The organism is Pokkaliibacter sp. CJK22405 (assembly GCF_046614695.1).
Taxonomy (GTDB): Bacteria; Pseudomonadota; Gammaproteobacteria; order Pseudomonadales; family Balneatricaceae; genus Pokkaliibacter.
Map to the genome: position 1 here is coordinate 368,341 of NZ_JBKKHQ010000001.1, position 26,255 is coordinate 394,595.

A 26,255-nucleotide genomic window follows, 5' to 3' on the forward strand; every position below is an offset into this window, starting at 1 on the left:
TTACTAGCCTTGCGGACGTTATCCAAAAATCGTGTGGATAACCTTGTGGAAAGGGTTATGGATACGTCATCTGAGCCTTTAAATACTGCTACCCCTCACAGATTGATCATTTTTTGATCAATTTTAAAACAACGTAAAAACAATAACTTAGCCACGTTTTTTTTGCTCCAGAGAGGAACAACCGCATTTTTGAACAAGTGGCCAGTATTTTTTGTGATGCCGGTCAGGATATAACCAGCGCCTCTGAAAACGAGTGGATAAAATGCGGTGTCAAGGGTTGACTTATGGATTTTATCATTTTGTATCTAACCCTTCTGTTGCGCGCTAAACCACGCCTTTAACGCCCTACGTAAGATCCACCACCGACGCCAATACTCTTTTGCGCAAAATCTATGCTTTAAGCTTTTTTGTTATCAGCCAAGGCAGAAATGGTCATTGAGAGAAGCCGTACCAACGCCTAGATTTAACCCAACAGGATCATCATTCACGCCTCACATTTGCTCCATTAAAAGCGACTACGTCTATAACAATAATCAGGATGCTTGCCCATGGAACGAGAAGTCCTCACGGTAGATGTGCTCATTGTTGGCGCCGGGCCTGCCGGGTTAGGTGCCGCTTGCCGCCTCAAGCAGTTACGCCCTGAGCCTGAGTTCAGCGTTTGCGTCGTTGAAAAAGGCTCAGAAATTGGTGCCCATACGTTGTCAGGGGCCATTCTCGACCCAAAGGCCTTGAATGAGCTTTTCCCTGACTGGCAATCGCGACAACCTCCTGCCTTTACACCTGTCACTCAGGATGAAATGCACTGGTTTCGCTCTGATTCTGCCAGTACCAGTCTTCCCCACTGGCTAATCCCCAAGCCCATGCATAATGAGGGCAACTTGCTCATAAGCCTGGGTATCTGGGTGCGCTGGCTGGCCGAGCAGGCTGAGGCGCTGGGTGTTGAGGTGTTTCCGGGCTTTCCTGCCCACGCCTTGATTCTGGAGGATGATCAGGTTCGTGGCATTACCACAGGAGACTTTGGGCTCGATCATAGCGGGCAGCCCAAAAGCTCCTTTACCCCGGGGATGGAGATTCGTGCTACCGCCACCCTGCTGGCTGAAGGTGCTCGTGGTCATCTGGGTCAGGAAGTCATTCGAACTTTCTCACTGGATCAAAACACCAGCCCCCAGCATTACGCCTTAGGCATCAAGGAGCTTTGGGAAATCCCCGAGAGCCAACATCAGCCCGGACGCGTTCTCCATAGCGCAGGCTGGCCACTGGAGGAGCATGACGCCAGTGGCGGCGGCTTTATGTACCATGTGAATGACCGTCAAGTCGTCGTCGGGCTGATTACTGACCTGAACTATGCCAATCCCTATCTCAATCCCTATGAAGAGTTCCAGCGCTTCAAACATCATCCGCAGATCAGTAAAAGCCTCTCCGGCGGTCAGCGGCTCTGCTATGGCGCCAGAGCCATTGCCAAAGGAGGCTGGAACAGCCTGCCACGCTTAACGTTTCCGGGCGGCTTACTCATCGGCTGTGATGCAGGTACTCTGAACTTCGCCAAAATTAAGGGCATTCATACCGCCATGAAATCCGGAATGGTGGCTGCAGAAACACTGCACCGCCAGCTGAGCGATACCAATGCGGCTCTCGATTCAACGCCCTCTTTTGATGACGATTTCAAAGCCAGCTGGGCAGGTCAGGAGCTTTATCAGGCGCGTAACTTTGGACCAGCACTGCATAAGCTCGGCACATGGTTCGGTGGCGCCTTTAACTGGCTGGATCAGCGTTTAAACGGCAAACTGCCTTTCACTATCAAAGACTCTACAGCAGACCACCTCACCCTCAGGGACAAACAGGAATTCAGTGCGATTACCTATCCCAAACCCGATGGCGGACTGAGCTTCGACAAACTCTCCTCGGTTTATCTCTCCAACACCAACCATGAGGAGGATCAGCCGTGCCATTTGCAGCTGCATAACCCAGACCTGCCTCTGGGACAACACTGGGTGGATTTTGATGAACCCGCTCAGCGTTACTGCCCTGCTGGCGTCTACGAAATAACAGAAAGTGCTGAGGGGAGACACTTTCAGATCAATGCGCAAAACTGCCTGCACTGCAAAACCTGTGATATCAAAGACCCATCACAAAATATTCGCTGGGTAACCCCTGAAGGCGGCGGCGGGCCAAACTATCCATCCATGTAAGCCCACTCCGGTCCGCCGATCTAACGCAGACTACGGATAATCCGGGTTACCACGCCAAGAACATGGAATACGGTGTCACGATCAAGCTTGATGGCGTGCTCAGCACTGTCCTCTACCCCAGTGGTCAGAATGATTTCACCATTGGCGTAATGGTACTGGCGAAGCAATGTATCCTCTTCCAGTCGAACTAGGACCACATCACCCGACTGCGGTTGTAGTCGCCCATTAATAATGAGCGTATCGGCAAACTGGATTCCTGATGGCAGGACCCGATCAAAGGCTTCGTAGAGAAAGTCATGCCGGTCACGGCACAGCAGGTCACTACAGGGGACTTCGGGTAATGAGCCGTCATCTTCAACGCCCTCACTGCTGAATACCGCCAGCGTTAACTGATCAGGTTTAATCCAGGCAGCATCAGGAAGAAGCCGCGATGAGCGGACGCGAGGGCGCGTATTTTTACGGCCAGTAAGTGCTGGTTCCAGAGTGGGAAGTAGAGATTGCTGCATAGTTGCCTCCCGTAATCTCGACAATTACTGGACAAATATACAGCATCAAAAAAGACTGTCCAGAGAACTGTATATAAATACAGTTAACGGAACTAAAGTGCAGGATACTCAGGAGTTGAGGTGTTGGGCGTCATCCACATCATTGGAGACCCATACGGCAACATGATCACTGGGGATTTTAAAATCATGCACGCGCTCCCACTCGGCTCCGGGAAGACGCTCCCAGACAGTGCCGGCATTGTATTCCAGCAGTGCTTCAAGAGAGTTGTCATTGGCACGAAGGGCAGCAACCGGATAAACCGTCATGAACTCCGGATCTTCAAGCTGCTCCGGGGTTTCATAACCGGAATACATACGCCACCCGGTATCATTCAGGTGGGCAGGAACGGTTTTATACATGAAGCGAATTGGACAGGCGTCATCCCCGAAACACAGGGAAGAAACCAGAGCGAGGAAGCCTTGTTTAGTCTGGCCTTTTTCAGTGGAGTCCACGGTGATTACCTTTAGATGCTGTTGCGGGGGTACTATACCCCCGAGCTACAGCTGAGGAAACCCGCCGCTATTTCATCAGGCTGATGCGATAGCCGACCTTGGACTTGAAGGCTTCGGTCAGACGCCAGGCGATACGATCACCCCGGCCGGACGTGTTACCTTCAGGTACGGTTTCTTCGATCTGGAGTTTTTCTGCCAGAGCTTTACTGGAGAGATTCGCCAGAATTTTTTCAAGACCTCGACGAGATAAACCCGTTTGCGCAATCATTTCACGCATCAGCGCCTGTTCTTGTTCCATCAAATAGGAAATGACCAGGGAGGCATGAAGGGTAAGAATGCCCTCTTCGGTTAAAAGGGTCGCAATCTCAACAAAGTGCTGGAGTTTTTTATTACGGCGCACAATTCAATCCTTCTACAGGGTCAATAACTACGACGATCCCTGTCGACGGCAGAATTTGCCTTCGTTCTTATTAGTCGCCATCCAATTAACGAATAGATAAAAGGATTTCCCTGGCGCTTAGAGATCATAGTATTTGTTCACAGTCCACTCTAGACTGTGCACGAAGTTAGGAATCTTAAATGGCTATTCTGACGTTAGAGTGCGCTTTTCCCTACAAATCAACTTGATAATCAATCTCAGGTAAACAGCTACTCAAACTTTAACCAGCCAGAGCTTATAAGGAATATCCTTATACTTGCAAGAAAAATCTACTATTCCCTTCAAGAAGACCCTTTAAAAATCAATATCCTAGCGCTATACACTGGAACAGGATTTCATAAGCCGTTCTCAAAGAGCAAGTAAAGTACGGCCAAAGTCGTGGAAGTCTGCATCTTTTAAGGTCAGGCCTGAGTACGCCCAACGTAGGTAAAACGGCACTTTTACAACACAACAAAGCCTCCGGTCGGCTTCATCTTTTACCTATGGCGCCAATACATGACGTTAGTTCAGTAGCTGAATAGCCCTGCTGAATATATAAACGACAGCTAAATGAATTATCGGAGAATAGCTCAGTTTGGTAGAGCACTGCCTTCGGGAGGCAGGGGTCGCAGGTTCGAATCCTGTTTCTCCGACCATGAATAACAAAAAGCCGGTCGCTTAATGCGTACCGGCTTTTTTAATTGATAATCAATTCCAACTATTCGAGCATTTATTTAAAAAATCATCGCCTAAGCAACGAATTTCCAATTCTACCCCAGACTTTCGCTTAATTAATTAGTGACACAGGATTGATGAATCGACTTTCAAAATTCATTGCTTAGTCAACGAATAGCATTTCTGTAAAGATATTCACTGGCGTATTCTCAAAGGCATGCTGATCAAGACAAAGCTGCTGAATTTTCTGACAACGCCATTCGGGATATCGAGTGCGAAGGTTATCCAGGAACTTGGCCTCAAGCAGAGGAATGCCCTCGTCGCGGCGGCGGCGATGACCGATGGGGTACTCCACCGCAATCTCCTCCGTGGAGGTGCCGTCCGTAAAGAAAACCGTGATGGCATTGGCAATAGAACGCTTGTCTGATTCCAGATACTCGCGGCTGTACCGCTCATCCTCGACAATCACCATCTTCTCACGCAGCTTATCAATGATGGGATTTGCCTGATGGAAGCTGTCTTCATAGTGCTCCGCCTTCAATGCTCCCAACGCCAGGGGCACGGCAATCATGTACTGCAAGCAATGATCACGGTCAGCGGGGTTCGCCATCGGCCCCACTTTGGAGATGATACGGATGGCCGACTCATGAGTTCTCACCTGAATCTTCTCAATCTCGTGCAGACGGTCTTTGACCAGCGGGTGCAATGTCATGGCCGCTTCTGCAGCGGTTTGCGCATGGAACTCTGCCGGGAAGGAAATCTTGAAGAGCACGTTTTCCATCACATAGCTGCCAAATGCCTGCGGCAGGCTAAAGGCACGTTCGTGCTCTGGTTTCAGCTTCTGATCCTTGTTGGTCTTGCTGAAGAGCACATCATAAAAACCCCACTGCGGCGCCGTGAGCACAGAGGGCAAGCCCATCTCCCCTTTCATCGTGATCATCGCCAGCCTGACCGCCCGGGAAGTGGCATCCCCAGCGGCCCAGGATTTTCGCGATCCCGCATTGGGTGCATGCCGATAGGTACGAAGAGCCTGACCATCAACCCATGCCTGCGATAGCGCATCAATGATTTGTTCGCGACTGCCGCCAAGAAGCTTGGTCACGACCGCCGTCGAGGCGACTTTCACCAGCACCACATGATCCAGCCCCACGCGGTTGAATGAGTTTTCGAGGGCCAGCACACCCTGAATTTCATGCGCCTTGATCATCGCGGTGAGTACTGCCTTCATCGTTAGGGGCGCCTCACCGTTGGCAATACGCTGACGGCTCAGGTAATCCGCTACTGCCAGTACTGCTCCAAGGTTATCGGAAGGATGTCCCCACTCTGCCGCCAGCCAGGTATCGTTGTAGTCCAGCCAACGGATAATGCAGCCAATATCAAATGCCGCCTTGATCGGGTCCAGCACATAGTTAGTACCAGGTACGCGTGCACCATTGGGAACCACTGTGCCCGGCACAACAGGGCCAAGGTGCTTGGTACATTCCGGGAAACGAAGCGCCAGCAAGCCGCATCCCAGTGCATCGATCACGGTATGACGTGCGGTACGATAAGCTTCATCACTCTGGATTTCGAACTGATCAACATAATCGGCAATCTGAACCAGCAACTCATCAGGCTCAGGGCGGTTACTGACATCAAAGGTGGCACTCATGACTTGTCCTTATTCTTTTAGCTGCCCGGCAGGCAGACCTTGACCAACGAATGACAATAAAAAATAGTTAGCGGGCTTTCATGGGAACCCAGGCGGCAGTCTCAGGACCGGTGTAATCGGCGCTGGGCCGAATAATACGGTTGTTACTGCGCTGCTCCATCACATGGGCAGCCCAGCCCGTCAGGCGCGAGCAGACAAAGATGGGGGTAAAGAGCGGTGTCGGAATCCCCATAAAGTGATAGGCCGAAGCGTGAAAGAAATCCGCATTACAGAAGAGCTTTTTCTCCCGCCACATCACCTCTTCACAGCGAAGCGACACCGGGTACAGCACCTGATCCCCCACCGCATTCGATAGTTTCTCCGACCATGCCTTGATGATGGCATTACGCGGATCACTCTCCCGATAAATCGCGTGACCGAAGCCCATCACTTTCTCTTTACGTGCCAGCATGCCCAGTAGCTCACGTTCAGCCTGCTCCGGAGATTTCCAGTCCTTGATCATTGCCATTGCCGCTTCGTTGGCACCACCATGCAGCGGGCCTCGAAGCGTTCCAATAGCAGCGGTAATACATGAAAACATGTCCGATAAGGTGGAAGCACACACGCGCGCTGCAAAGGTGGAGGCATTGAACTCATGCTCGGCATAGAGAATGAGTGATGCATTCATCACACTGACGGACAGCGCATCCGGAGTTTTGTCGTGGAGTAAATGCAGGAAGTGGGCAGCAAGACTGGGCTCTGTGGTGTGGGTCTCAATGCGGACGCCATCATGTGAGTAGCGGTACCAGTAGTTAATGATGCCCGGAAAGGCTGCGAGCATCCGGTCGACGACATTCAACTGCTCGGAGAAGTCCTGCTCCGGCTCAAGATTACCCAGCACCGAACACCCGGTACGCATGACGTCCATGGGATGGGCGCTGGCCGGGATTTGCTCCAGGATCGCCAGCAATGTATCAGGCAGTCGTCGCAAACCTTGCAGCCGCTTCAGGTACTCATGATATTCCGCTTCATTGGGCAAGTGGCCGTATAACAACAGATAGGCGACTTCCTCAAAGCTTGCTTCCTCAGCCAGAACCTTGATGTCATAGCCGCGATAAGTCAGGCCTGCACCAGACTTGCCCACGGTGCATAATGCCGTCTCGCCAGCGACCTGCCCGCGAAGACCCGCGCCACTCAGAACTTTGGAATCAGCCATCATCCGCTCCTTATTATTGTTGCGATGATAGTGAAAACAGCAGCTCGTTCAGGACGAGCAATTCCACTTGATGGATTACTTAGGGTATTTCTGGTCACTCCAGAGAGCGCCGACAAGCACAATCCAGAGTTCTCCAGCCAATTCTTTAGCCTTATAGCGGCTGCTATTTATTCTTGCCTTCAGCGAACAGGCCATCCAGCTTCTGCTCAAAGGCGTGATAGTTGAGGAAATCATAGAGTTCCATACGCGTCTGCATGGTATCCACGACAGCCGTTTGATCACCTTTCGAGAGAATGGACTCATACACGTTGAGGGCAGCCTTGTTCATGGCGCGAAAGGCGGACAAGGGATAAAGCACCATAGAGACACCACTATTAGCCAGCTCAGACTTATTAAAGAGAGGCGTTGCTCCAAACTCGGTGATGTTCGCCAGTAAAGGCGCGCCATCGATGGCCGAGGAGAACGCCTGATAATCCTCCAGGGTGTGCACAGCTTCAGCAAAAATGCCGTCGGCACCTGCGGCAAGACAGGCGCGTGCCCGCTCTACAGCGGCATCAATCCCTTCCTTCTGAAATGCGTCAGTTCTGGCCATGATAAAAAAATCACTGTCGGTTCGTGCATCAGCTGCTGCCTTGATACGGTCAACCATTTCTTCCTGACTGACGATTTCCTTATTAGGGCGATGGCCGCAGCGCTTCTGCGCTACCTGATCCTCAATATGAACCGCCGCCGCACCGGCACGCTCCATTTCTTTAATAGTGCGGCCAATGTTAAATGCCCCACCCCAGCCAGTATCGATATCGACAAGCAAGGGCAACTGTGTTGCTGCAGTAATACGGCGAACGTCTTCGAGCACATCGTTCATGCTGGTCATACCCAGATCCGGCAGACCGTAAGAGGCATTGGCCACTCCGCCACCGGACAAATAAATCGCCTGGTGTCCTACCCGCTCAGCCATCATGGCGCAGTAGGCATTAATAGTGCCGACAATCTGCAGGGGCTGGTTGTTCTTCAATGCCTGACGAAAACGCAGACCTGCGCTCTGGGTGCTCATAGAGTTATCCTCTTTCTTGTTATCTTCGTGAATCATGCTGTCTGACGTAGGCTTTACGTCTCTTGCCCAAGTTCGCTATCGGCTCGGGCCAGAAGGTTCTTTCTGGCGCGGGAAATGTGTCGACGCATTAGCAACTCTGCCAGTTCGCCATCGCGCTCAGCGATCGCCTCGGCAATACGACGGTGCTCAGAAAGTGCTTTCAAAGGGCGACTGCTGGACGTACTGAATTGATAGCGATACATACGCAGCAGGTGGTACAGCTCTCCTTGAAGCAGGCTGATCAGCTTTCGGTTTTTACTCCCCACGATGATGCGGTAGTGAAAGTCGAGATCGCCTTCATGCTGGAAGTAAGCCCGATTCTCCTGCACTGCCTGCTGTTGCTCATGAGCATCAATCAGCTGTTGGAGTTCGCTGATTTCAGTATCACTCATGTGCTCGGCGGCCAGCCGCGCAGCCATACCCTCCATGGCCTCTCGCACGGCATAAATGTCGACAAGCTCTGCCAACGATAGCGACACCACTCGCGCCCCGACATTAGGTATGCGTACCACCAGCCCCTTACTTTCCAGCTGGCGTAATGCTTCCCGTAAAGGAGCACGACTGACCTCAAAACGTCGGGCCAGTTCTGGCTCGCTGATCTTCTGACCGGCGGCAATCTCACCGACCACTATGGCCTCGCGCAAGGTATGACTGATCTGCTCAACCAGTGGCAGATCCATTGCTACTGCCGCAGGTGGGGTTTGTGCACTCATCAAATAGTCTCGCTAAAAGACCGAATCAGTGAATGACGCCAATGTCGACACTAATCCGAAAAATTGATCTATATGAATATAAAAAGGCTTACTCAACCCAGGATTGTCGACAATATAGCAAACAACGTCGAAATATCCCAAATCTGCGTCTTATATCAAAAAGTCTTACGAAAGGTTAAAAAATGACTGTCATTCTCTTACAGGATTGCTTATAACAGCGACTTTAGACACCAACTTTACGTGTATAAGCAGCGGCGCTGAACGCAAAGCATGGTGTCTTTATCTTCTTGTCTGCAGTCAAGGAAGTCCCATGTTGCTCAATCGAATGACACTTCAGTCACGCCTGATCCTGGCCGTTCTTATTCCCTCGCTTGCGTTGGTCCTGGTAGGACTTAGCAGCCTGCGCAGCATGTCTGCCATGCAGGATGAATCCAATGAGCTTTACGTCAATACAGCAGCTCCTTTGAGGGCGATGGCCGAGGTTAACTCGCGCATACCCCGCATGCGCGTCGGTATCGACATGATGATGTTGCAACAGCAGGAAACGCTGAAAGATGAACGCGGAGTGCTGACCCGGGTTAAGGAAGCCAATACTGAAGATATTCCGGAAATGCGCGAGGCGATGCAGCAGGCCGTGAAGGCTCAGGTGAAACCTGAACTCAGGAAGCAGGCCCAAGCGCTGCTTAACCAGTTTGAAGCCATGGTGAACGATGAAATCACCCCGATGCTGAATGCCTTCGATCAGGGCGATATGAATCAGGGCATGCTGATTTACCGCGACCAGTACGCAAAAACCTATGGCCAGATGCGTAAGGCGGCTAATCAGCTGCTTGATGAGCTGCTACAAGAGGCCCAGTTGCATAATGACCTTAGCCACCAGAGTTTCAAAAGTGGTCAGATTTTTATGATCAGCGTTATTGTGCTGGGCCTGCTGATTTCACTGGTTTTCTCATACCTGATCATTGTTCATCTGAAACGCCGTGTTAACCGTATGCAAACCGTTATTGGCGGTGCAGCAGATACTCTCTCCCTGACAACTCGCTTACCTCAGGACGGCAATGATGAGCTGTCGAATATCTCCAGCAGCTTTAACCGCTTTATCGACAAGGTGCATAAAGTGATTGATCAGCTGGCAGAAGATGCGCGTGCCCTTTCCTCAATGGCGCATGACGTTGCAGAGAAGGCACAGTTAACCCAGTCCAATTGCACTTCTCAGCGCGATCGTACGACACAGGTGGCGACCGCCATCCATGAGCTGGGCTCGACTGTAAACGAAATTGCCGGCAATGCTGAGCAGGCCGCAGGACTTGCCAAAGCCGCTTCCGAACGCTCCGCAGAAGGCCGAAAAGTAGTGAGCCAGTCCGGCACACAAATTGGCGAGCTTAGCCACGAGCTTGATCAGGCAGGTCAGGTGATTGGATCACTGGCTGGCCAGATTGATCGTATCAGCACCACACTGGACACCATTCGGGGTATTTCTGAGCAGACTAACTTACTGGCGCTGAATGCTGCCATTGAGGCTGCGCGTGCCGGTGAACAAGGCCGTGGATTTGCGGTCGTAGCCGATGAGGTACGTACGCTGGCTAATCGCTCAGGGCAATCCACCAGCGAAATTCAGCAGATTATTGACTCATTGCAGAGTGAATCCCGCCGGGCGGTTGAAGCGATGAATAAAGGGCTGAGCCAAAGCCAGAGTGTTGTCAGCCAGTCGCAGCGCACCAGCAACACACTACAGGAGATTGATAACAACATCGCCCAAATCAGTGATCAGAATATTCAGGTGGCGACCGCGACCGAAGAGCAGTCCTCGGTGGTGGAAGATATCAGTCGCAATATTGAGGATATTAACCAGTTCACACTGGAAACAACGGATATCGCCAACCAGCTCAACCAGTCCAGCAATCAGCTCAAGCAATTATCAGGCAAGCTGGATGCGTTGGTTGGGGGTTTTAAACTCTAGGCAGACGTAAGCCTGCATCGGCATAAAAAAACCACTTCAATTGAAGTGGTTTTTTGTTTCTGAGGATTGAGAACCCGGAGCGGGCTTAAGCCTGACGGTGGCGAATCTCAAAACACTGATGGATACGCTGGTTACGGCTGAAATCCGGATCAAAGCTTTTGCCGGTGACATCCTTGATGTCAAACTGGCCCAGCGCTTCAGTATCCATCTTGAAGGTACGAAGGTTGTTGGAAAACAGTAGCAAACCGTCCTTACTCAAACGCTTCATTGCCAGGGTGATCATTTCAACGTGATCCCGCTGGACATCAAGCACATCCAGCATTCGCTTGGAGTTGGAGAAGGATGGCGGGTCCATGAAGATCAGATCAAATTCGTCTTTATTGGTCTTTAGCCAAGCCAGACAATCCGCCTGCTCAAACTGGTGGAAGCGCTCACCAAAGCCATTGATGGCCATGTTTTTACGCGCCCATTCCAGATAGGTTTTGCTCATATCCACTGACGTGGTTTTGCGCGCACCGCCCATCGCAGCATGTACCGTTGCCGTGGCGGTATAACAGAACAGGTTCAGGAAGCGCTGATCACGACTACGCTCTTGCACCCACTGACGCACGGGACGGTGATCCAGGAAAAGACCGGTATCGAGATAGTCCTGCAGGTTAACCAACAGCTTGCAGTCCCCTTCAATCACCTCAAGCAGCTCACCCTGCTGACCAATACGTTCGTACTGCGCTGTGCCACTCTGACGCTGACGCTGTTTAAGCACGATACGTTCCGGAGCAATACCGGTAACACCTGGCAGCGCGAGCATAACTTCTTCCAGACGCTTGCGAGCCTTGTCCTGATCAATGGTCTTCGGCGGCGCATACTCGGAAACATGCAGCCAGTCACGATACACATCGACGGCGACGGAATACTCCGGCATATCCGCATCATAAAGGCGATACGCATCAATCTTCTGGCGCGACACCCAACGGCTCAGTGACTTCAGATTTTTCTTAACGCGGTTGGCAAACATCAGTGCGCCTTCCGGTAGCTCAATTTCCTCTGAATACTGAGCGGCAGGTGCTTTTGACGGAGCTGCAAAAATGTAAGGCTCAGAAATGTTGAGCAGTACCAGCTCACAAGGCAGAGCACCATTAAAGAACTTATATTGCTTGGTGGAGCGCAGGCGCATCTTCTTACAAAGATCGGGGTTACCGGTGAAGATACCGGCATACCAGCCCGGAAACTCGCTAATTAAACGCTCACCCAGCGAACGATAGAGATGAACCAGCACGGGCACATCACTCAGACGCTCACCGTAGGGTGGGTTACAAATCACAAGCCCCGGCACCTCGTCCTGAATATGGGTCGGCTGCACCAGATGGGCGACATCCTTCACACTCACACGCACAAACTTTTCCAGACCGGCGCGCTGAATGTTCGCTTCAGCAGTACGAATCACCTGAGGGTTATCATCGTAACCGCGGATCTCGCCGCAGCCTTTTTCAAGCCCAATCCGCTTACGCTGAGTCGCCTCTTCCCGCAGCTGTTGCCACAGGGCTCCGTCATGCTTCTTCCACTGGTTAAAGCCAAAACGCCAACGGCCAAGCCCGGGTGCGATATCCATTGCCATCAGCGCAGCTTCAATCAGCAAGGTACCGGAGCCGCACATGGGATCAATCAACCGACCGCCAGCGCTGGCGATCTCTTCCCAGTTCGCACGGCGCAGGATTGCCGCGCCCAGGTTTTCCTTCAACGGCGCCGCACCGGCCTGCTGACGGTAGCCCCGACGGTGCAAACTGTCACCGGACAGATCAATACTCACCGTTGCTTTCTGCTTAAACAGACTGGCAGAAATACGAAGATCCGGTGTTTTGGCATCCACACTGGGACGTTTGCCGAATTGCTCACGCATCTGGTCAACAATGGCATCCTTAACGCGCAGAGCACCAAAGTGGCTGTGGCGAATGTCTGCTGCCTTGCCATGGAAATCGACCGCCAAAGTGCCATCTGCCGACATATGCTCAATCCAGTCGACGGCTTTCACGCCGGCATACAGGTCATCGGCATTATCCGCTTCCCACTCATTCAGAATCAGTAGCACGCGGTTCGCAAAACGTGACCAGAGGCATAACCGGTAGCCGACTTCCAGATCACCTTCGCAGAAAACTCCAGCTACTGTCTGGCGAGCGCTGGTCGCGCCCAGGGATTGCACTTCGGCTTCCAGCAGTAACTCAAGCCCTTTCGGACAGGTAACAAGGTAACGAGAAAGGTCGGACATAAACGCGGTAACCTGCGGGTCAGTGGCAGTGTGCTGCCAGAAAAGTCATAGCCGCGTATTCTACCCAAGCAGGCAGCTTCGACCAAGGAATGAAATTTTTCCCCGATTCAAGGGCTTGGGTAATCTGCGGAAACGAAGGTGAATAGAGTTCAGCAGCTTTCATGCACTACGTGAATAATTTTCTCGATATATGCATGCCAGGCAATACATTGAAAAGAGCGTTATAACCACCTGATTTTGTTGGATTTACGCCAGGTTTCAGCACCCATAATTCGCATCTTAGACTTTTTTATAACCCTTCAGTATTCGACAAGCCTTTTACAGTACTGCTAAAAAACAATGACAACGTTGTTAAGGCTTTGTGCTGCGGAGACGTCTTCAACGCATTGCCACTGACTGAGTCACAGTTCAGCCCGATCAGATGCAAAGTTGATCATCTGCTTTTCTGATCACACGCAATGTTGTGCATCGCGATGAAATCGCTCTGCTGAAAACATGAAATGAGGTCACACGGATATGAAAAGACAAAAACGCGACACCTCCAACCGCATCTTTTCACGCGGCTATCAGGCAGGCATTGCGGGCAAGTCCCGAGATAACTGTCAGCTGAACAATCTGGATCAGCGAGCCAACTGGATGACAGGATGGCGTGCTGGCCGTGAAGACTATTGGAGCGGTCTGGGAGGCGTTTCGGCCATCCATCGTGATCCAGCAATGCATATCAACACTATTTAGAGCTACTTCACCAAGACAATCTGCTTATCTCAACGAAGCCAGATTATTCATATCTGGCTAATTCAGGGCGGAACATCACCGCCCTTTTCTATTCTGTCAGACAGTATTTCTTCGATTGAGCCGCTCTTCTGTGTATCGCACTAAATCACTAAAACAAAACACGCGCCTTGTCTTATCACATGCCTGGATCAGCGTTCATTGGCTACCTTGTAAAGGTACTCAGGCGCCGCATCGATAGGAGCTGGCTTGGCGATGGCGTAGCCCTGGCAGTAATCCACGCCCAGTTTAGCCAGTCGATTATAGATTTCGAGATTCTCAACAAACTCTGCAATCGTCTTAAGCCCAGCCACGTGGCAGATACGATTGATGGAGTCCACGATGGCTTCACTCATGGGATCTTCACAGATATCGCGGACAAAACTGCCATCTAGCTTGATGAAGTCCACCGGCAGGTTTTTCAGATAGCCATAAGAGCTCATGCCAGAACCAAAGTCATCCAGCGCAAAATGACAGCCCAGTTCACGCAGACTGGCAATCAGCCTAGAGGCTTGCTGAAAGTTCGAAATCGCGGCGGTTTCTGTGATTTCAAAACACAGGCTTTCAGCGGGAACGCTATGAAGAATCAGCTGTTCGGCTACAAAATCCGGGAAATTTTCATCGCTCAGAGTAGCCCCTGAGAGATTAATGAAATACAGACAGCGATGACGTTGTGACTGATGATCAGAGATATGACCAAAGCAGAGTGTCACCATATGACGATCCAGCTGGTTCATCAGGTGATAGCGCTCAGCGGCCGGAATAAAGGCACCAGGCGGAATAATCTTACCTTCATGCTCCAGGCGCAGGAGAAACTCATAGAACGCGGGTTCGGTGCTGGAGTCACTCACTGGAATGATCGGCTGCCAGTAGGCCATGAACTGATCACGCTCCAGTGCCTCATTAATAATCTGTACCCAACCCAGCTGCTCACGCATGGTCAGAATGGAGCTATCCTGTTCCTGATAGACATGGACTCGTCCTCTGCCAGCATCCTTTGCCGAGTAGCAAGCCATATCTGCGGCACTGAGAATCGAGCGGCTTTCCGCAAGCTGCGCCGTTATTTCCACCGCGCCCATGCTCGCGCCAATGGTAAAAAGGCGATTTTCCCAGTTAAAGCGGAATTGCTTGATCTCATCCTGAAGTTTGTTGGCAAATTTAAGCCCGTCCATCAGGGCCGTGTTTTCCATCAGAATAGTAAACTCATCCCCACCCACCCGGCAGAGCTGAAATTCTTTAGGAAGGTGATGAGCAAGCAGCATCGCTACCTGAACCAACAGCTGATCGCCCGCCAGATGCCCGCAGCAGTCATTAACGACTTTGAAGTCATCCAGATCAATAAACACCAGGGTATGCACGGAAGATGGGCTGAGCTTTTTACTGAGCTGATCAAGCTCGCGCTCAAATGCAAAGCGGTTATAGAGCCCGGTCAGAGAGTCATGGTAGGCCATATAATGGAGACGCTCTTCTGCAGAGCGACGGGCACGGTTACTGGCAACTTCACGCAATACTCTCTCAATCGCCGCGGAAAGGCGGGTCAGATTATCCTTGAGCACATAGTCATCAGCACCCGCTTTCAGGGTCTCTACCGCCATCTCCTCACCAATACTTCCCGAGATCACGATGACGGGCAGATCAGGACAACGCGTTTTGACCAGCTTTATGATATCGACTGACTGATAGCCCGGCAGGCTGTGATCCGTCAGCACCAGATCAGGTCGCCAGTCTTCCTCAAAAACGGCGAGCACATCATCCCAACGGGAGACGCGGCGTATTTCGGTGATGTAGCCCTGCTTTCGCAGGTAGCGCTCCAAAAGGAGCTCATCATCCAGAGAATCCTCAATCAGCAAAATGGCCAAAGACTGCATATTCATTAGCCTCCTGAAGGAGTGAGATTGGTATCCAGCCAATAACTGAGCACATCTCCCAGGGATTGTGCAAAGTCAGCAAAGTCTACGGGCTTTCTGACAAAACTATTGGCCCCCAACTGATACGAGGCGGTGATATCCGCCTGCTCGTTCGAGGTGCTGAGCATGACTACGGGACAGGTTCGTACTTTCTCACGAAAGCGCCGCAGGACTTCATGTCCATTCACTTTAGGCAGGTTCAGATCCAGCAGAATCAGTACAGGTTCATCGAGCAAGGAACGTTGCCTGAAGTCACCCGCTCTGAAGAGATAGTCCAGCGCTTCCTGGCCATCACGGACAGTAATCACCTTGTGTTCGAGTTGGTGCTTACTAAAAGCGCGATGCGCCAGCAGCTCATCATCAGGGTTGTCCTCAACCAGTAAAATCACGCCGTCACGCAACATGTATGTCTTGCTCCATTTCCACGGCTGATCCTGGATGCCCCGTCATGTTAGTCCACGGATCCTGACAGCGCTGAGCCAGATAGCGCCAGCGTCCAAATTTGTATCAAGACTAAATCGATTCCTTACACAATGTAAAGGAAAAACAACAACCCTTATCAGGAAATCCCCTACCCCGTATTTGTCCGCCGTGGCGCCTGATAATCCGGGCTACTGTGGCAAGCCCAATGCCAATTCCATCGAAGTCACGTCGGTCATGAAGGCGTTGGAAAGGCTTAAATAACCGATGCTCCTGAGAGGGTTCAAAACCTACCCCGTTATCCTCCACATAAAAGTTGGTTACCCCGTCTTCGATGCGCTTCCCAACTTTTATTTCAGGCTGGCTGCTTTTAGAAGAATACTTCCAGGCGTTCGTCAGCAGATTCTGCATTACACTGCGAAGTAGCGCCGGATCTCCCTCTACCACCAGGTTTTGCTCGATTTGAGTAGTCACTTTAAGTTCAGGGTTTTCCAGCTCCAGATCGGTTACCAACTCTTGTGCCATCTCAGACAGATTAACCTGCTCGCGGCGGATGGACGATCGGGCAACCCGCGAGAGTTCTAACAAGGCATCTATCAATTCACCCATTTGCTGTGCGGCATTTCTCAGGCGCTGCAAATATAGTTGACCGGTGTCATCCAGCTGAGTCTCATAATCTTCAAGTAACGCATGACTATAGCCATCCAGTGCACGAAGCGGCGCTCGCAAATCGTGGGAAACCGAATAAGCAAACGCCTCAAGTTCACTATTAACAGCTTCGAGGGCGCTGGTACGCTCCTGCACACGTTGCTCAAGCTCATAATTCAATGCTTTGAGTGCATCAACCGCTTCATAGCGTTCCATTTCCGAAGCAACACGGTCGGCAAAAAAGCCCATCAGGGTGGTGGCTATGTCCTCTGAGGGTAACGCCGTATTAAACAACGCCCCCATCACTCCGATATAATCTCCTTGCTGATCCAGCAAGGTCGCTGCCACGTAGCCTCGTGCGCCATAGCGACCCAGCGATTCATCTTCTGGAAAGCGCTGCTGAACTTCATCTTTATAAACGCAGAAGCTGGTGGTCAGCGTCTCAGCGCAGGGTGTCCCCGCGATGGGATGGCTAAAGGGAGTCATTAGCCCTTGCTGATTACAGAGCGCCAGCATCATTCCCGCAGACTCTTCAGGCTTAATACGTGAGATAAAAACGTGAGAAGCCCCCAGTGCATCACGCATGTTGAGGGCCATTTGTTCAAAGAAATCCTGACCATAACGGCGGGACACCGCCTGGGTGATACTGTGAGTCAGCTGCTTAAAAACACGACGCTCCGTCACATCGTGACTAATGGAGCAGATACCCACCAAAACATCCTCTGCATCATAGACGGGAAATTTCTCGGTACTTAGCCAAACGTCCTTACCTGTCAGAGGGTGAACAAAGTGCTCATCAAGTAACAGTGTTTCACCTTCGGCCAGAATGCGAAGGTCGGCCTCATGATAGCGGGCATCATTATTCTCAAAGATTTCATCAGCAGTTTTGCCGATGACCTCCGCTTCCCGGAACTTAAAAAGCTCGAGGAAGCTTTCGCTGACACGCGTAATGACCAGATTAGCGTCTTTATAAAGCACCACCGCTGGCGTACGCATTGCCATGGCATTGATCAGTTCCGGATCGAAAGACTTCATGGCTACCTTCCCTGGTGAAGTGTGGTGAATAATCTTGTCAGAGACGCCATTCACCCGTCTGCTCAAACTCATCAAGTCTGGTCAGAACAGGGGCAATGTCTCCAATGTGCTGCTGCACCCAGACATCGTCATAATAGGTATCGGGATAGCGCTCGCCGCTGTCACAGATCAGGGTAACAATGGAACCTTTAAGTCCCTGCTGCTGCATGCGATGAGCTACTTCCAAGGCGCCGAATACATTCGTTCCGGTACTGGCACCACACCGGCGGCCAAGGATTTTTTCCAGCCAGCGAATCGTCGCGATGGATGCCACATCCGGGACATGACGCATTTCATCAATGACGGTGCGGATAAATGACGGCTCAACCCGCGGACGTCCAATACCCTCAATACAGGAGCCTTTGGCTGATGTCAGCGAGCTATCGCCGGTCTCAAAGTAGCCTTTGAAGACGGAGTTATTAGGATCGACAACCGTCAATTGCGTTGAAAGCCGCTGATATCGCAGATAACGACCAATCGTCGCAGAAGTGCCTCCTGTACCTGCACTCATGACAATACAAGCCGGGATTGGAAACTCCTCCTGTTCCATCTGGCGGAAGATGGACTCGGCGATATTGTTATTGCCTCGCCAGTCAGTTGCACGTTCAGCAAAGGTAAACTGATCCATGTAATGACCCTTTAACTCTGCCGCTAGCCGGTGTGACTCTTCATAGATTTTAGGGCCCGAAACCAGATGACACTTGCCACCATAAAACTCAATCTGACGAATCTTTCGTGACGCGGTCGTTTCCGGAATCACGGCAATAAAAGGCAGACCTAACAATCGGGCGAAGTAGGCTTCAGAAATGGCCGTGCTACCACTGGAGGATTCAATAATTGGTGTGCCTTCACGAATCCAGCCATTACAGAGGCCATAGAGAAACAGGGAACGGGCGAGACGATGCTTCAGACTGCCTGTGGGATGAGTACTTTCATCCTTCAGGTATAAAGGAGTATGTTCCAGCCAGGGTAAGTCCAGTTTGATGAGGTGAGTGTCAGCAGAGCGCTGGAAGTCTGCCTCAATTTTACGAATCGCCTCATAAACCCACGGGTCTTGCATCTACAACTCCTGGTACGCCTGAACCAATAAAAAAGGGAACAAAGAATGTTCCCTTTTTTACCGACTTGCTGACGTCAGCGCCAGAAGACTTTTCGGTGAGTGTTTGAAAACTCGCCGTTATTTAATCTTTTTTGGACAAATTGGCTGAGTACCATCCGCCCATTTCAAAACAGTTTTCGCCACAGGCTCCCAGCTCAAACTGGCAAATTTGACCTTAACCTGCGTCTGGGACTTGTCATATTGCTCAAAGCGCGCAGTTACTACCGGTCCGATGGAGTCGTTAATGACGATCTGACCAAAGCCGCCAGAGTCTTTAACCAGTAGCGCATCCAGATGGCTGATACGACCAGTATTGCAGCCGCGCATAAAAGGCAGCACTTTGCGATAGACGGTTTTATAGTCGCCCGCCATGACCATTCTTACTTCGTCAGCAGGAATAGGCTCAGGCTTTTTAGCCACTTCCTTTTTGGGCTCTTCTTTGGTGCCCGTGCCCATGCATCCTGCCAAAATTGTTGAGAGTACTACTAACGCGATTTTCTTTTTCATACTAAGACGACCTGAAGAGACGACACCCGGTTCCCGAATCCCTGTGGAAGACGAACAAAACGTGCTCATCTTCAACGCTTTACTATCCGGTTGCAAGGGTCTGAAACAAAACCCTTGGTAGAAAAGCGATAAACCTTGCCAAAGTTGAACGTTACTCACTATTTCGGTGCAGAATGGCGCCCAAACAGCCTTCAGCGCCTAATAAATAGGCAAACCATTCTGATCATCCCCATCTCTGGCAGAGAGATCCGAATCGGTTACACTAGTCGCCACAGTAAATATTATTCATTAGAAGCAGACTCTTTCTCTCTTAAGCCAAATACCGCTGGCTTACCGAAGGCTATAACGTCTGCAAGCAACAGCTCAGGATCCGAACGACTCCATGAATATCATTTCTTTTAACATCAACGGTATTCGCGCTCGATTGCATCAGCTGGAAGCAATTATTGAGCTTCATCAACCCGATGTGATTGGGCTTCAGGAAATCAAGGTTGCGGATGAGCAATTCCCGCTTAGTGATGTAGAAAAACTGGGCTATCACATCTATCACCATGGCCAGAAAGGCCACTATGGCGTCGCTTTTCTAAGCAGGTTTCCCGCCAAATCCTTACAGAAAGGATTTCCGGACGATACGGAAGATGCTCAAAAGCGCATGATCATCGGCACTTTCGTTGATGCCAACGGCATCGAAGCCACCGTGCTCAATGGCTACTTTCCGCAGGGTGAAGCGGTTGACCATCCGGTAAAGTTCCCAGCTAAACGCGCCTTCTATTCGCAGCTGCAGAACTATCTAGAAACCCAGCACCATCCCGATCAGAACATTATTGTCATGGGGGACTTCAATATTTCCCCTGAGGATACGGATATCGGCATCGGCGAACCTAACCGCAAACGCTGGCTGAAAACCGGCAAAACCAGCTTTCAACCTGAAGAGCGCGAATGGTATCAGCGTCTGATGAGCTGGGGTTTTCAGGATACCTGGCGGATGCAAAATCCGGACGATAACAGCTGGTACAGCTGGTTTGATTATCGCAGCAAGGGCTTTGAGGATGAGCCGAAGCGGGGTCTTCGTATTGATCACATTCTGGCAACGCCCCCTATGGCAGCCAAATTAGTCGGTACCGGTATCGATTATGTAAGTCGTGGCATGGAGAAGCCTTCGGACCACTGCCCTATTTGGGCCAAGTTTGAGTAAGGCTTAACGCCAGCACTGAAACTGTTCTTATTTTATTGGCTTGCATTGCAGCAGAGTTTACCTTGCTGAGGAGCGGAGGCTTTAACTTATGTCACTAACCACACGCCTGCTGATCTCAGACTCAACAGACCCTTGGTTTAACCTTGCTGTTGAAGAGAGCATTTTCCGTCTGATGGAGCCTCAGCAGCGTGTGCTCTTTCTGTGGAGTAACGCCGACACGGTGGTCATTGGCAAGGCACAGAACGCCTGGAAAGAATGTAATACCCGCCAAATGGAGGCTGACAATATTAAGCTGGCTCGCCGGCAAAGTGGTGGTGGTGCGGTCTTTCATGACCTGGGCAATACCAACTTCACCTTTATGGCAGGCAAGCCTGAATATGACAGACACACCTCAACCGGCATTGTTCTGAAAGCGTTGCATAGTTTAGGGCTGGAGAGTTATGCCTCAGGGCGTAATGACCTGTTGCTCGATCTTGCCGACGGACCACGCAAAATCTCCGGATCGGCTTACCGTGAAACGCCGGATCGGGGTTTTCATCACGGCACCCTGCTCGTGAATGCCAGCCTGGATCGTCTCACCAACTACCTTACCCCGGATCCTAAGAAGCTGAAGGCCAAAGGCATCAGCTCAGTACGTGCCCGTGTCGGTAACCTGACTGATAAAAAGCCTGCACTGACCCATGACATGATTTGCGAAGCGCTAACGGAGGCCTTCTTCGCGTATTGCAATAGTCGCGTCGAACCGGAGATGATTTCTCCGGATCACCCCCTCGCACTTGAAGGTTTTGCCGAACGCTTTGCTCAGCAAAGCTCTTGGGAGTGGAACTTCGGCCAGGCGCTTGAGTTCGACCATGAGCTCTCTGAGCGCTTCAACTGGGGAGGAGTGGAGCTCTATCTCAACGTCAATAAAGGTCATATCACTGAGGTCAAACTATTTACTGACACCCTTCAGCCCGACCCCTGGCTACTCTGGGCAGAGTCCCTTAAAGGCGAGAAATATCAGCCTCAGGCACTGATTACCAAACTGCATGCACTGGAACTGAATCATCCTGAAATGGGCCCAATGACCGAGGATGTTTCCGCCTGGCTGAAGGTGGCCTTAGCCTAGATTAGCTAGAGGTAGAAATAAAAAGGCTTTCTTATCAGGAAGCCTTTTTATTACGAGTAAGAATTGGTTAATGACGCCAGAGGCTTTAGCGACAGGAATAGCCCTCTGGCATTTCTACCTTGAAGTTACTGGCGCTGTTTCTTTCCGGGGTGAATCGGTTTACCGCCTGCTGGATCAAAAACGCGTAAATCCGATTTGGATCACAGCCCTTCTGTGTAGTTTGGGCCGTAACCTGCAGCACTGACTCCTGCTTGGCAGAAGCTTTAGTCTGTCCCGACTTTAACGGAAACCAGTTCATGGTAAGGGTATAGTTATCGACCTGCTCATTAACCGGGCGATAGCCAACAACATCCCACCGCGTTTCAGGCCGGCTTATGCATCGGGTCGCTCCCTTCTCTTTTCTACAGTCCTGAACCCAGCCACCAGTATTCACATTGCCATAAATAGGCTCCTGGCTCTGAATGATCTGGGACTCGGTTTTTGCGTCCACATCGACCTGATAATCCGGATAAACCTTAGCTGGCAGCGTCTCTCGTGGGTATGCCGCTTTATAACCACGCATCAGGAAAGCCAGCTTGAGATTCTCCAGATAGGCTTTCGTTTCCAGATTAGCATCCAGCACCAATACCGAATTGGGCTTAATAGGCTCATAAGGATTAGCCACAGTTTTGATATTGCCTTGCATAACCGTGACACACCCGGAAAAAAGAGTCGTCAAACCGATGAGTACGCAGCTTTTCAGTAACTTCATTGCCATGGCCTGCAAGCCTGTTATTGGTTATGTGAACACATTAAAGAGATCAAATTATGATCCATATTGGCTCAGATTTTCAGTAGTACGAGACATACCGTCACATACGTCAAGGTACTTAAAGGATCAAAGCCTGTATAGCCTTACACGATGACTTCGCTGAGTTCGAAAGCATCTCGAAAACCAGCCACCCGACCTTATTAAAAAGCCCGCTGGGCGCGGGCTTTACGGACTATGGAATAGTCTCAGGCACGCTGCCAGGTCGTACCTTCCCGGCTATCATTTAGCTCAATGCCCTGCTCAAGCAGCGCCTGTCGAATGGCGTCCGCTTTGGCAAAGTCTTTCGCTTTCTTGGCTTCTGCCCGGGCCTGAATCTGTTCTTCGATATAGTCGCTGGAAAGCCCTTCTTCAGCACCACTTTGCAGGAAGGCTTCAGGGGATTGTTGAAGCAGCCCCAATACACTTCCCAAACGAACCAGTTGACCAGCCAGTGAAGTGGCACGCTCGTTTTCCTCGGCCTTACGGCAGCGGTTGATTTCACGAACGATATCAAACATTACCGATAACGCTTCACGGGTATTGAAGTCATCGTCCATGACCTCAGTAAACCGCTCCAGATACTGAGCCTCAACATCAACGCCATTAGCGTTATAGTCCAAACCACGAAGGGCATTGTAGAAGCGCTCTAGTCCCTGGCGCGCTTCTTTGAGAGAGTCCGGACTGTAGTCGATCTGGCTCCGGTAATGGGTTGAAGTCAGTAAATAACGGACAATTTCCGGGTTATTAGCAGCCAATACATCGCGTATCGTAAAGAAGTTGCCCAGCGATTTGGACATTTTCACCTTGTCAACGCGAACGGCACCCGCATGCATCCAATAGTTCACATACTGTTGTCCGGTCGCGGCCTCAGACTGGGCAATCTCATTTTCATGATGCGGAAACGGAAGATCCGGGCCACCACCATGAATATCAAAGGTGTTACCCAGACAGCAAGTCGACATGGCAGAGCACTCAATGTGCCAACCAGGACGCCCTTCACCCCAGGGCGAGGACCAGCTAATCTCACCAGGTTTGGCCATTTTCCAGAGCACGAAGTCCAGAGGACTTTCTTTATCTTCAGCAACTTCTACACGAGCCCCGGAGCGCATGTCTTCAATATTGCGATTCGTTAGCTTGCCGTAACCATCAAACTTTTCGACACGGTAATAAACATCACCAGAAGCTCCCTGGTAGGCATAACCTTTCCCGATCAGGGTTTGAACCATGGCAACAATATCTTCGATGTGAGCGGTCGCTCGTGGTTCCTTATCCGGACGCAGCACAGACAGGGCATCTTCATCTTCATGCATGGCATCGATAAAACGCTGCGTCAGCGCATCAACGCTTTCACCGTTTTCAGCCGCTCGCACGATAATTTTATCGTCCACATCCGTGATGTTGCGCACATAGGTCACATCAAAACCACGAAAACGCAGGTAGCGGGTAATCACATCAAAAGAAACCATGACCCGAGCATGACCAATATGACAGTAGTCATACACGGTGATACCGCAAACATACATGCGGATCTTGCCAGGCTCGATAGGTTTAAAGGCTTCTTTCTGATTGGTGAGGGTGTTGTATACCTGCAGCACCGAAATTCCCCTGCTACTGAAATGAACGAAGATAAAGCTGTTTCAAAATACAGTTAACGAAAAAGGCACGCAAAGCATGCCTCTTTCGTTATTTAGCCAGAGCGTCGCCGCCCATTTGCTTAGTTCTTTTGCTGTTCCTTGGCCCAGGAGTCACGAAGGCCAACGGTACGGTTGAAGACCTTACGACCTTCTTTCTGATCAAAACGATCAACAACAAAGTAACCCTGACGCTCGAACTGGAAGCGAGTCTCTGGCTCAGCATCTGCCAGAGTGACTTCGGCCACCGCATTACTGAAGACGCTCAGCGACTCGGGATTAATCACGTCCAGGAATGAACGCTCTTTATCACCCTCAGGATCAGGCTCAGTAAAGAGGCGGTCATAGAGACGCACTTCACAAGGCACGTTATGAGTGGCAGATACCCAGTGAATAACACCATTGACCTTATACTCAGGCTTAATACCCGCTGAGTCCGGATCATAGCTGCAGCGCAACTCAACCAGATTACCTTGTTCATCAAAAATCTGTTCATCACACTTGATGACATAGGTACCACGCAGACGAACATACTGCTCTGGTGCCATACGCTTCCACTTGCGTGGAGCTTCCATCGCAAAGTCTTCGCGCTCGATGAAGATTTCACGGGTTAACGGAACAGAACGTACTCCCATGGTTTCATCTTTAGGATGATTAGGCAGCTCGATCTGCTCGACCGTATTCTCATCAAAATTGGTGATGACGACTTTGACCGGATCGATGACACACATTGCACGCTTGGCGGCGCTGTCGAGATCATCACGGATACAGAATTCCAGTGTACCGACATCCACCACACCATCACTGCGAGTAACACCAATACGCTCACAGAACTCACGCAGAGAAGCCGGCGTGTATCCACGACGACGCAGACCAGAGATAGTCGGCATCCGCGGGTCATCCCAGCCGTCAACATGCTTCTCATCGACGAGCTGCTTCAGCTTGCGCTTGGAGGTCACTGTGTAATTCAGGTTCAGGCGAGCAAACTCGTACTGACGTGGCTTGCAAGGTGCACTGATATTGTTCAGGTACCACTCGTACAGCGGGCGGTGATCTTCAAACTCCAGCGTGCAAATAGAATGCGTAATACCTTCAATGGCATCACTCTGACCGTGGGTGAAGTCATAGGTGGGATAGATACACCATTTATCACCGGTCTGATGATGATGAATATGACGCACACGATAGATGATCGGATCGCGCATATTGATGTTAGGCGATGCCATATCAATCTTGGCACGCAGAACCGCTTCACCTTCTTTATATTCACCAGCACGCATGCGGGCGAATTCAGCAAGGCTTTCCTCTATCGGGCGATCACGATAAGGGCTGGGTTTACCTGGCTCAGTCAGAGAGCCGCGGTACTCACGCATCTGCTCATTAGTGAGATGGCACACAAACGCTTTACCATTCTCGATCAATTCGATTGCCCAGGCATGGAGCTGGTCAAAATAGTCAGAGGCGTAATGCACCTCGCCTGCCCAGCCAAAACCCAGCCAGTGAATATCTTCTTTAATGGAGTCGATATATTCCTGACTTTCTTTTTCAGGGTTGGTGTCATCAAAGCGCAGGTTGCACTCGCCACCCGTCGCTTGCGCCAAACCAAAGTTCAGGCAGATGGATTTGGCATGACCGATATGCAGGTAGCCATTGGGCTCGGGCGGGAATCGGGTAATGATCTTGGTATGTTTGCCTGAGGCCAAATCCGCATCGACAATCTGTCTCAGGAAATGGTTAGGCGCATTGGATTCGTTGCTGCTCATAGCACCAGTTATTGAATTCGTTGAGGCGCGGCGCCACTCGCCGACGCAGATAGGAAGCATCCTAGTGTAAGGCGTCACTGGAATCCATACAACTCAGCATCCATAGAGAGCAGGCTATACTTCAAGGCTGGCGCAGGTTGCCGAGGTTTGCACTACTTTGGGCCTTGGGATAAAGTGCCGCACTGGT

At 50.9% G+C, this 26,255-nt stretch carries 21 protein-coding genes and 1 tRNA gene; 6 read left to right on the forward strand and 16 right to left on the reverse strand.

Annotated elements, in window-relative coordinates; all coding sequences use genetic code 11:
* Positions 1–548 precede the first annotated feature (548 nt).
* A complete protein-coding gene (locus tag ACKC9G_RS01675) occupies positions 549–2,189 on the forward strand; it encodes an electron transfer flavoprotein-ubiquinone oxidoreductase (protein ID WP_411403196.1) in 1,641 nt (546 codons plus the stop codon).
* A 20-nt stretch (positions 2,190–2,209) separates the two neighbouring features.
* On the opposite strand, the gene ACKC9G_RS01680 is transcribed toward ACKC9G_RS01675, so the two are convergent.
* The 3 genes from ACKC9G_RS01680 to ACKC9G_RS01690 all read right to left on the reverse strand — a co-directional run bounded on the left by ACKC9G_RS01680 (position 2,210) and on the right by ACKC9G_RS01690 (position 3,587).
* Positions 2,210–2,695, reverse strand: a complete 486-nt coding sequence (locus tag ACKC9G_RS01680; protein WP_411403197.1) for a LexA family protein — start codon at positions 2,693–2,695, stop codon at positions 2,210–2,212.
* A 108-nt stretch (positions 2,696–2,803) separates the two neighbouring features.
* Positions 2,804–3,187, reverse strand: a complete 384-nt coding sequence (locus ACKC9G_RS01685) for a DUF2185 domain-containing protein (RefSeq protein WP_411403198.1) — start codon at positions 3,185–3,187, stop codon at positions 2,804–2,806.
* A 67-nt stretch (positions 3,188–3,254) separates the two neighbouring features.
* Positions 3,255–3,587 carry a hypothetical protein gene (locus ACKC9G_RS01690; protein ID WP_411403199.1) on the reverse strand — a complete coding sequence of 111 codons (333 nt, stop codon included), beginning with the start codon at positions 3,585–3,587 and terminating at the stop codon, positions 3,255–3,257.
* Positions 3,588–4,184: 597 nt separating this feature from the next.
* Between ACKC9G_RS01690 and ACKC9G_RS01695 the strand changes: the two genes are divergently transcribed.
* Positions 4,185–4,261: transfer RNA gene (locus ACKC9G_RS01695), tRNA-Pro, on the forward strand.
* A gap of 182 nt (positions 4,262–4,443) precedes the next feature.
* Here the strand turns inward: ACKC9G_RS01695 and ACKC9G_RS01700 are convergent.
* From ACKC9G_RS01700 to ACKC9G_RS01715, 4 genes are all read right to left on the reverse strand, one after another.
* Entirely contained in the window at positions 4,444–5,931 is a 1,488-nt protein-coding gene (locus ACKC9G_RS01700; RefSeq protein WP_411403200.1) for a bifunctional 2-methylcitrate dehydratase/aconitate hydratase, read from the reverse strand.
* A 67-nt stretch (positions 5,932–5,998) separates the two neighbouring features.
* A complete protein-coding gene (gene prpC, locus ACKC9G_RS01705) occupies positions 5,999–7,126 on the reverse strand; it encodes a 2-methylcitrate synthase (protein ID WP_411403201.1) in 1,128 nt (375 codons plus the stop codon).
* 163 nt (positions 7,127–7,289) lie between these two features.
* Positions 7,290–8,180, reverse strand: coding sequence for a methylisocitrate lyase (gene prpB, locus ACKC9G_RS01710; RefSeq protein ID WP_411403202.1), 891 nt, complete (start codon positions 8,178–8,180; stop codon positions 7,290–7,292).
* A 53-nt stretch (positions 8,181–8,233) separates the two neighbouring features.
* A complete protein-coding gene (locus ACKC9G_RS01715; protein WP_411403203.1) occupies positions 8,234–8,932 on the reverse strand; it encodes a GntR family transcriptional regulator in 699 nt (232 codons plus the stop codon).
* Positions 8,933–9,242: 310 nt separating this feature from the next.
* On the opposite strand from ACKC9G_RS01715, the gene ACKC9G_RS01720 reads away from it, so the two are divergent.
* On the forward strand, positions 9,243–10,892 hold the full coding sequence (locus ACKC9G_RS01720) for a methyl-accepting chemotaxis protein (RefSeq protein ID WP_411403204.1): 1,650 nt from the start codon (positions 9,243–9,245) through the stop codon (positions 10,890–10,892).
* A gap of 85 nt (positions 10,893–10,977) precedes the next feature.
* On the opposite strand, the gene rlmKL is transcribed toward ACKC9G_RS01720, so the two are convergent.
* Positions 10,978–13,155 carry a bifunctional 23S rRNA (guanine(2069)-N(7))-methyltransferase RlmK/23S rRNA (guanine(2445)-N(2))-methyltransferase RlmL gene (gene rlmKL / locus ACKC9G_RS01725; RefSeq protein ID WP_411403205.1) on the reverse strand — a complete coding sequence of 726 codons (2,178 nt, stop codon included), beginning with the start codon at positions 13,153–13,155 and terminating at the stop codon, positions 10,978–10,980.
* Between the two features lie 516 nt (positions 13,156–13,671).
* On the opposite strand from rlmKL, the gene rmf reads away from it, so the two are divergent.
* Positions 13,672–13,890 carry a ribosome modulation factor gene (gene rmf, locus ACKC9G_RS01730; protein WP_411403206.1) on the forward strand — a complete coding sequence of 73 codons (219 nt, stop codon included), beginning with the start codon at positions 13,672–13,674 and terminating at the stop codon, positions 13,888–13,890.
* A gap of 188 nt (positions 13,891–14,078) precedes the next feature.
* Here the strand turns inward: rmf and ACKC9G_RS01735 are convergent, their stop codons facing one another.
* The 5 genes from ACKC9G_RS01735 to ACKC9G_RS01755 all read right to left on the reverse strand — a co-directional run bounded on the left by ACKC9G_RS01735 (position 14,079) and on the right by ACKC9G_RS01755 (position 19,740).
* The gene (locus tag ACKC9G_RS01735) at positions 14,079–15,800 is read right to left on the reverse strand and encodes a putative bifunctional diguanylate cyclase/phosphodiesterase (protein ID WP_411403207.1); all 1,722 of its coding nucleotides are present in this window, start codon (positions 15,798–15,800) and stop codon (positions 14,079–14,081) included.
* Complete coding sequence (locus ACKC9G_RS01740; RefSeq protein WP_411403208.1) at positions 15,800–16,237, reverse strand: response regulator; 438 nt, start codon at positions 16,235–16,237, stop codon at positions 15,800–15,802. Before ACKC9G_RS01740 ends, ACKC9G_RS01735 begins: the two co-directional genes overlap by 1 nt.
* 109 nt (positions 16,238–16,346) lie before the next feature.
* Complete coding sequence (locus ACKC9G_RS01745) at positions 16,347–17,936, reverse strand: sensor histidine kinase (protein ID WP_411403209.1); 1,590 nt, start codon at positions 17,934–17,936, stop codon at positions 16,347–16,349.
* Positions 17,937–17,973: 37 nt separating this feature from the next.
* On the reverse strand, positions 17,974–19,035 hold the full coding sequence (locus ACKC9G_RS01750; protein WP_411403210.1) for a PLP-dependent cysteine synthase family protein: 1,062 nt from the start codon (positions 19,033–19,035) through the stop codon (positions 17,974–17,976).
* 117 nt (positions 19,036–19,152) lie between these two features.
* Positions 19,153–19,740: a hypothetical protein gene (locus ACKC9G_RS01755; protein ID WP_411403211.1), complete on the reverse strand. Its 588-nt coding sequence runs from the start codon at positions 19,738–19,740 to the stop codon at positions 19,153–19,155.
* Between the two features lie 223 nt (positions 19,741–19,963).
* On the opposite strand from ACKC9G_RS01755, the gene xthA reads away from it, so the two are divergent.
* Both xthA and ACKC9G_RS01765 read left to right on the forward strand, forming a co-directional pair.
* Entirely contained in the window at positions 19,964–20,776 is an 813-nt protein-coding gene (gene xthA, locus ACKC9G_RS01760; RefSeq protein WP_411403212.1) for an exodeoxyribonuclease III, read from the forward strand.
* 88 nt (positions 20,777–20,864) lie between these two features.
* Entirely contained in the window at positions 20,865–21,884 is a 1,020-nt protein-coding gene (locus ACKC9G_RS01765) for a lipoate--protein ligase (protein WP_411403213.1), read from the forward strand.
* Positions 21,885–21,969: 85 nt separating this feature from the next.
* Here ACKC9G_RS01765 and ACKC9G_RS01770 read toward each other — a convergent pair whose 3' ends face one another.
* The 3 genes from ACKC9G_RS01770 to ACKC9G_RS01780 form a co-directional block, all read right to left on the reverse strand.
* Entirely contained in the window at positions 21,970–22,569 is a 600-nt protein-coding gene (locus ACKC9G_RS01770) for a hypothetical protein (RefSeq protein WP_411403214.1), read from the reverse strand.
* A gap of 311 nt (positions 22,570–22,880) precedes the next feature.
* Positions 22,881–24,266 carry a cysteine--tRNA ligase gene (gene cysS / locus ACKC9G_RS01775; protein WP_411403300.1) on the reverse strand — a complete coding sequence of 462 codons (1,386 nt, stop codon included), beginning with the start codon at positions 24,264–24,266 and terminating at the stop codon, positions 22,881–22,883.
* Between the two features lie 122 nt (positions 24,267–24,388).
* Complete coding sequence (locus ACKC9G_RS01780; RefSeq protein WP_411403215.1) at positions 24,389–26,068, reverse strand: glutamine--tRNA ligase/YqeY domain fusion protein; 1,680 nt, start codon at positions 26,066–26,068, stop codon at positions 24,389–24,391.
* Positions 26,069–26,255: the final 187 nt, after the last annotated feature.

What these genes read in the sequence shown, in the direction of transcription:
- ACKC9G_RS01675 (WP_411403196.1), top strand. Translation starts at nt 549, where the DNA reads ATGGAACGAGAAGTCCTCACGGTAGATGTGCTCATTGTTGGCGCCGGG.
- ACKC9G_RS01680 (WP_411403197.1), bottom strand. Translation starts at nt 2,695, where the DNA reads ATGCAGCAATCTCTACTTCCCACTCTGGAACCAGCACTTACTGGCCGT.
- ACKC9G_RS01700 (WP_411403200.1), bottom strand. Translation starts at nt 5,931, where the DNA reads ATGAGTGCCACCTTTGATGTCAGTAACCGCCCTGAGCCTGATGAGTTG.
- prpC (WP_411403201.1), bottom strand. Translation starts at nt 7,126, where the DNA reads ATGGCTGATTCCAAAGTTCTGAGTGGCGCGGGTCTTCGCGGGCAGGTC.
- prpB (WP_411403202.1), bottom strand. Translation starts at nt 8,180, where the DNA reads ATGAGCACCCAGAGCGCAGGTCTGCGTTTTCGTCAGGCATTGAAGAAC.
- ACKC9G_RS01715 (WP_411403203.1), bottom strand. Translation starts at nt 8,932, where the DNA reads ATGAGTGCACAAACCCCACCTGCGGCAGTAGCAATGGATCTGCCACTG.
- ACKC9G_RS01720 (WP_411403204.1), top strand. Translation starts at nt 9,243, where the DNA reads ATGTTGCTCAATCGAATGACACTTCAGTCACGCCTGATCCTGGCCGTT.
- rlmKL (WP_411403205.1), bottom strand. Translation starts at nt 13,155, where the DNA reads ATGTCCGACCTTTCTCGTTACCTTGTTACCTGTCCGAAAGGGCTTGAG.
- rmf (WP_411403206.1), top strand. Translation starts at nt 13,672, where the DNA reads ATGAAAAGACAAAAACGCGACACCTCCAACCGCATCTTTTCACGCGGC.
- ACKC9G_RS01735 (WP_411403207.1), bottom strand. Translation starts at nt 15,800, where the DNA reads ATGAATATGCAGTCTTTGGCCATTTTGCTGATTGAGGATTCTCTGGAT.
- ACKC9G_RS01740 (WP_411403208.1), bottom strand. Translation starts at nt 16,237, where the DNA reads ATGTTGCGTGACGGCGTGATTTTACTGGTTGAGGACAACCCTGATGAT.
- ACKC9G_RS01745 (WP_411403209.1), bottom strand. Translation starts at nt 17,936, where the DNA reads ATGAAGTCTTTCGATCCGGAACTGATCAATGCCATGGCAATGCGTACG.
- ACKC9G_RS01750 (WP_411403210.1), bottom strand. Translation starts at nt 19,035, where the DNA reads ATGCAAGACCCGTGGGTTTATGAGGCGATTCGTAAAATTGAGGCAGAC.
- xthA (WP_411403212.1), top strand. Translation starts at nt 19,964, where the DNA reads ATGAATATCATTTCTTTTAACATCAACGGTATTCGCGCTCGATTGCAT.
- ACKC9G_RS01765 (WP_411403213.1), top strand. Translation starts at nt 20,865, where the DNA reads ATGTCACTAACCACACGCCTGCTGATCTCAGACTCAACAGACCCTTGG.
- ACKC9G_RS01770 (WP_411403214.1), bottom strand. Translation starts at nt 22,569, where the DNA reads ATGCAAGGCAATATCAAAACTGTGGCTAATCCTTATGAGCCTATTAAG.
- ACKC9G_RS01780 (WP_411403215.1), bottom strand. Translation starts at nt 26,068, where the DNA reads ATGAGCAGCAACGAATCCAATGCGCCTAACCATTTCCTGAGACAGATT.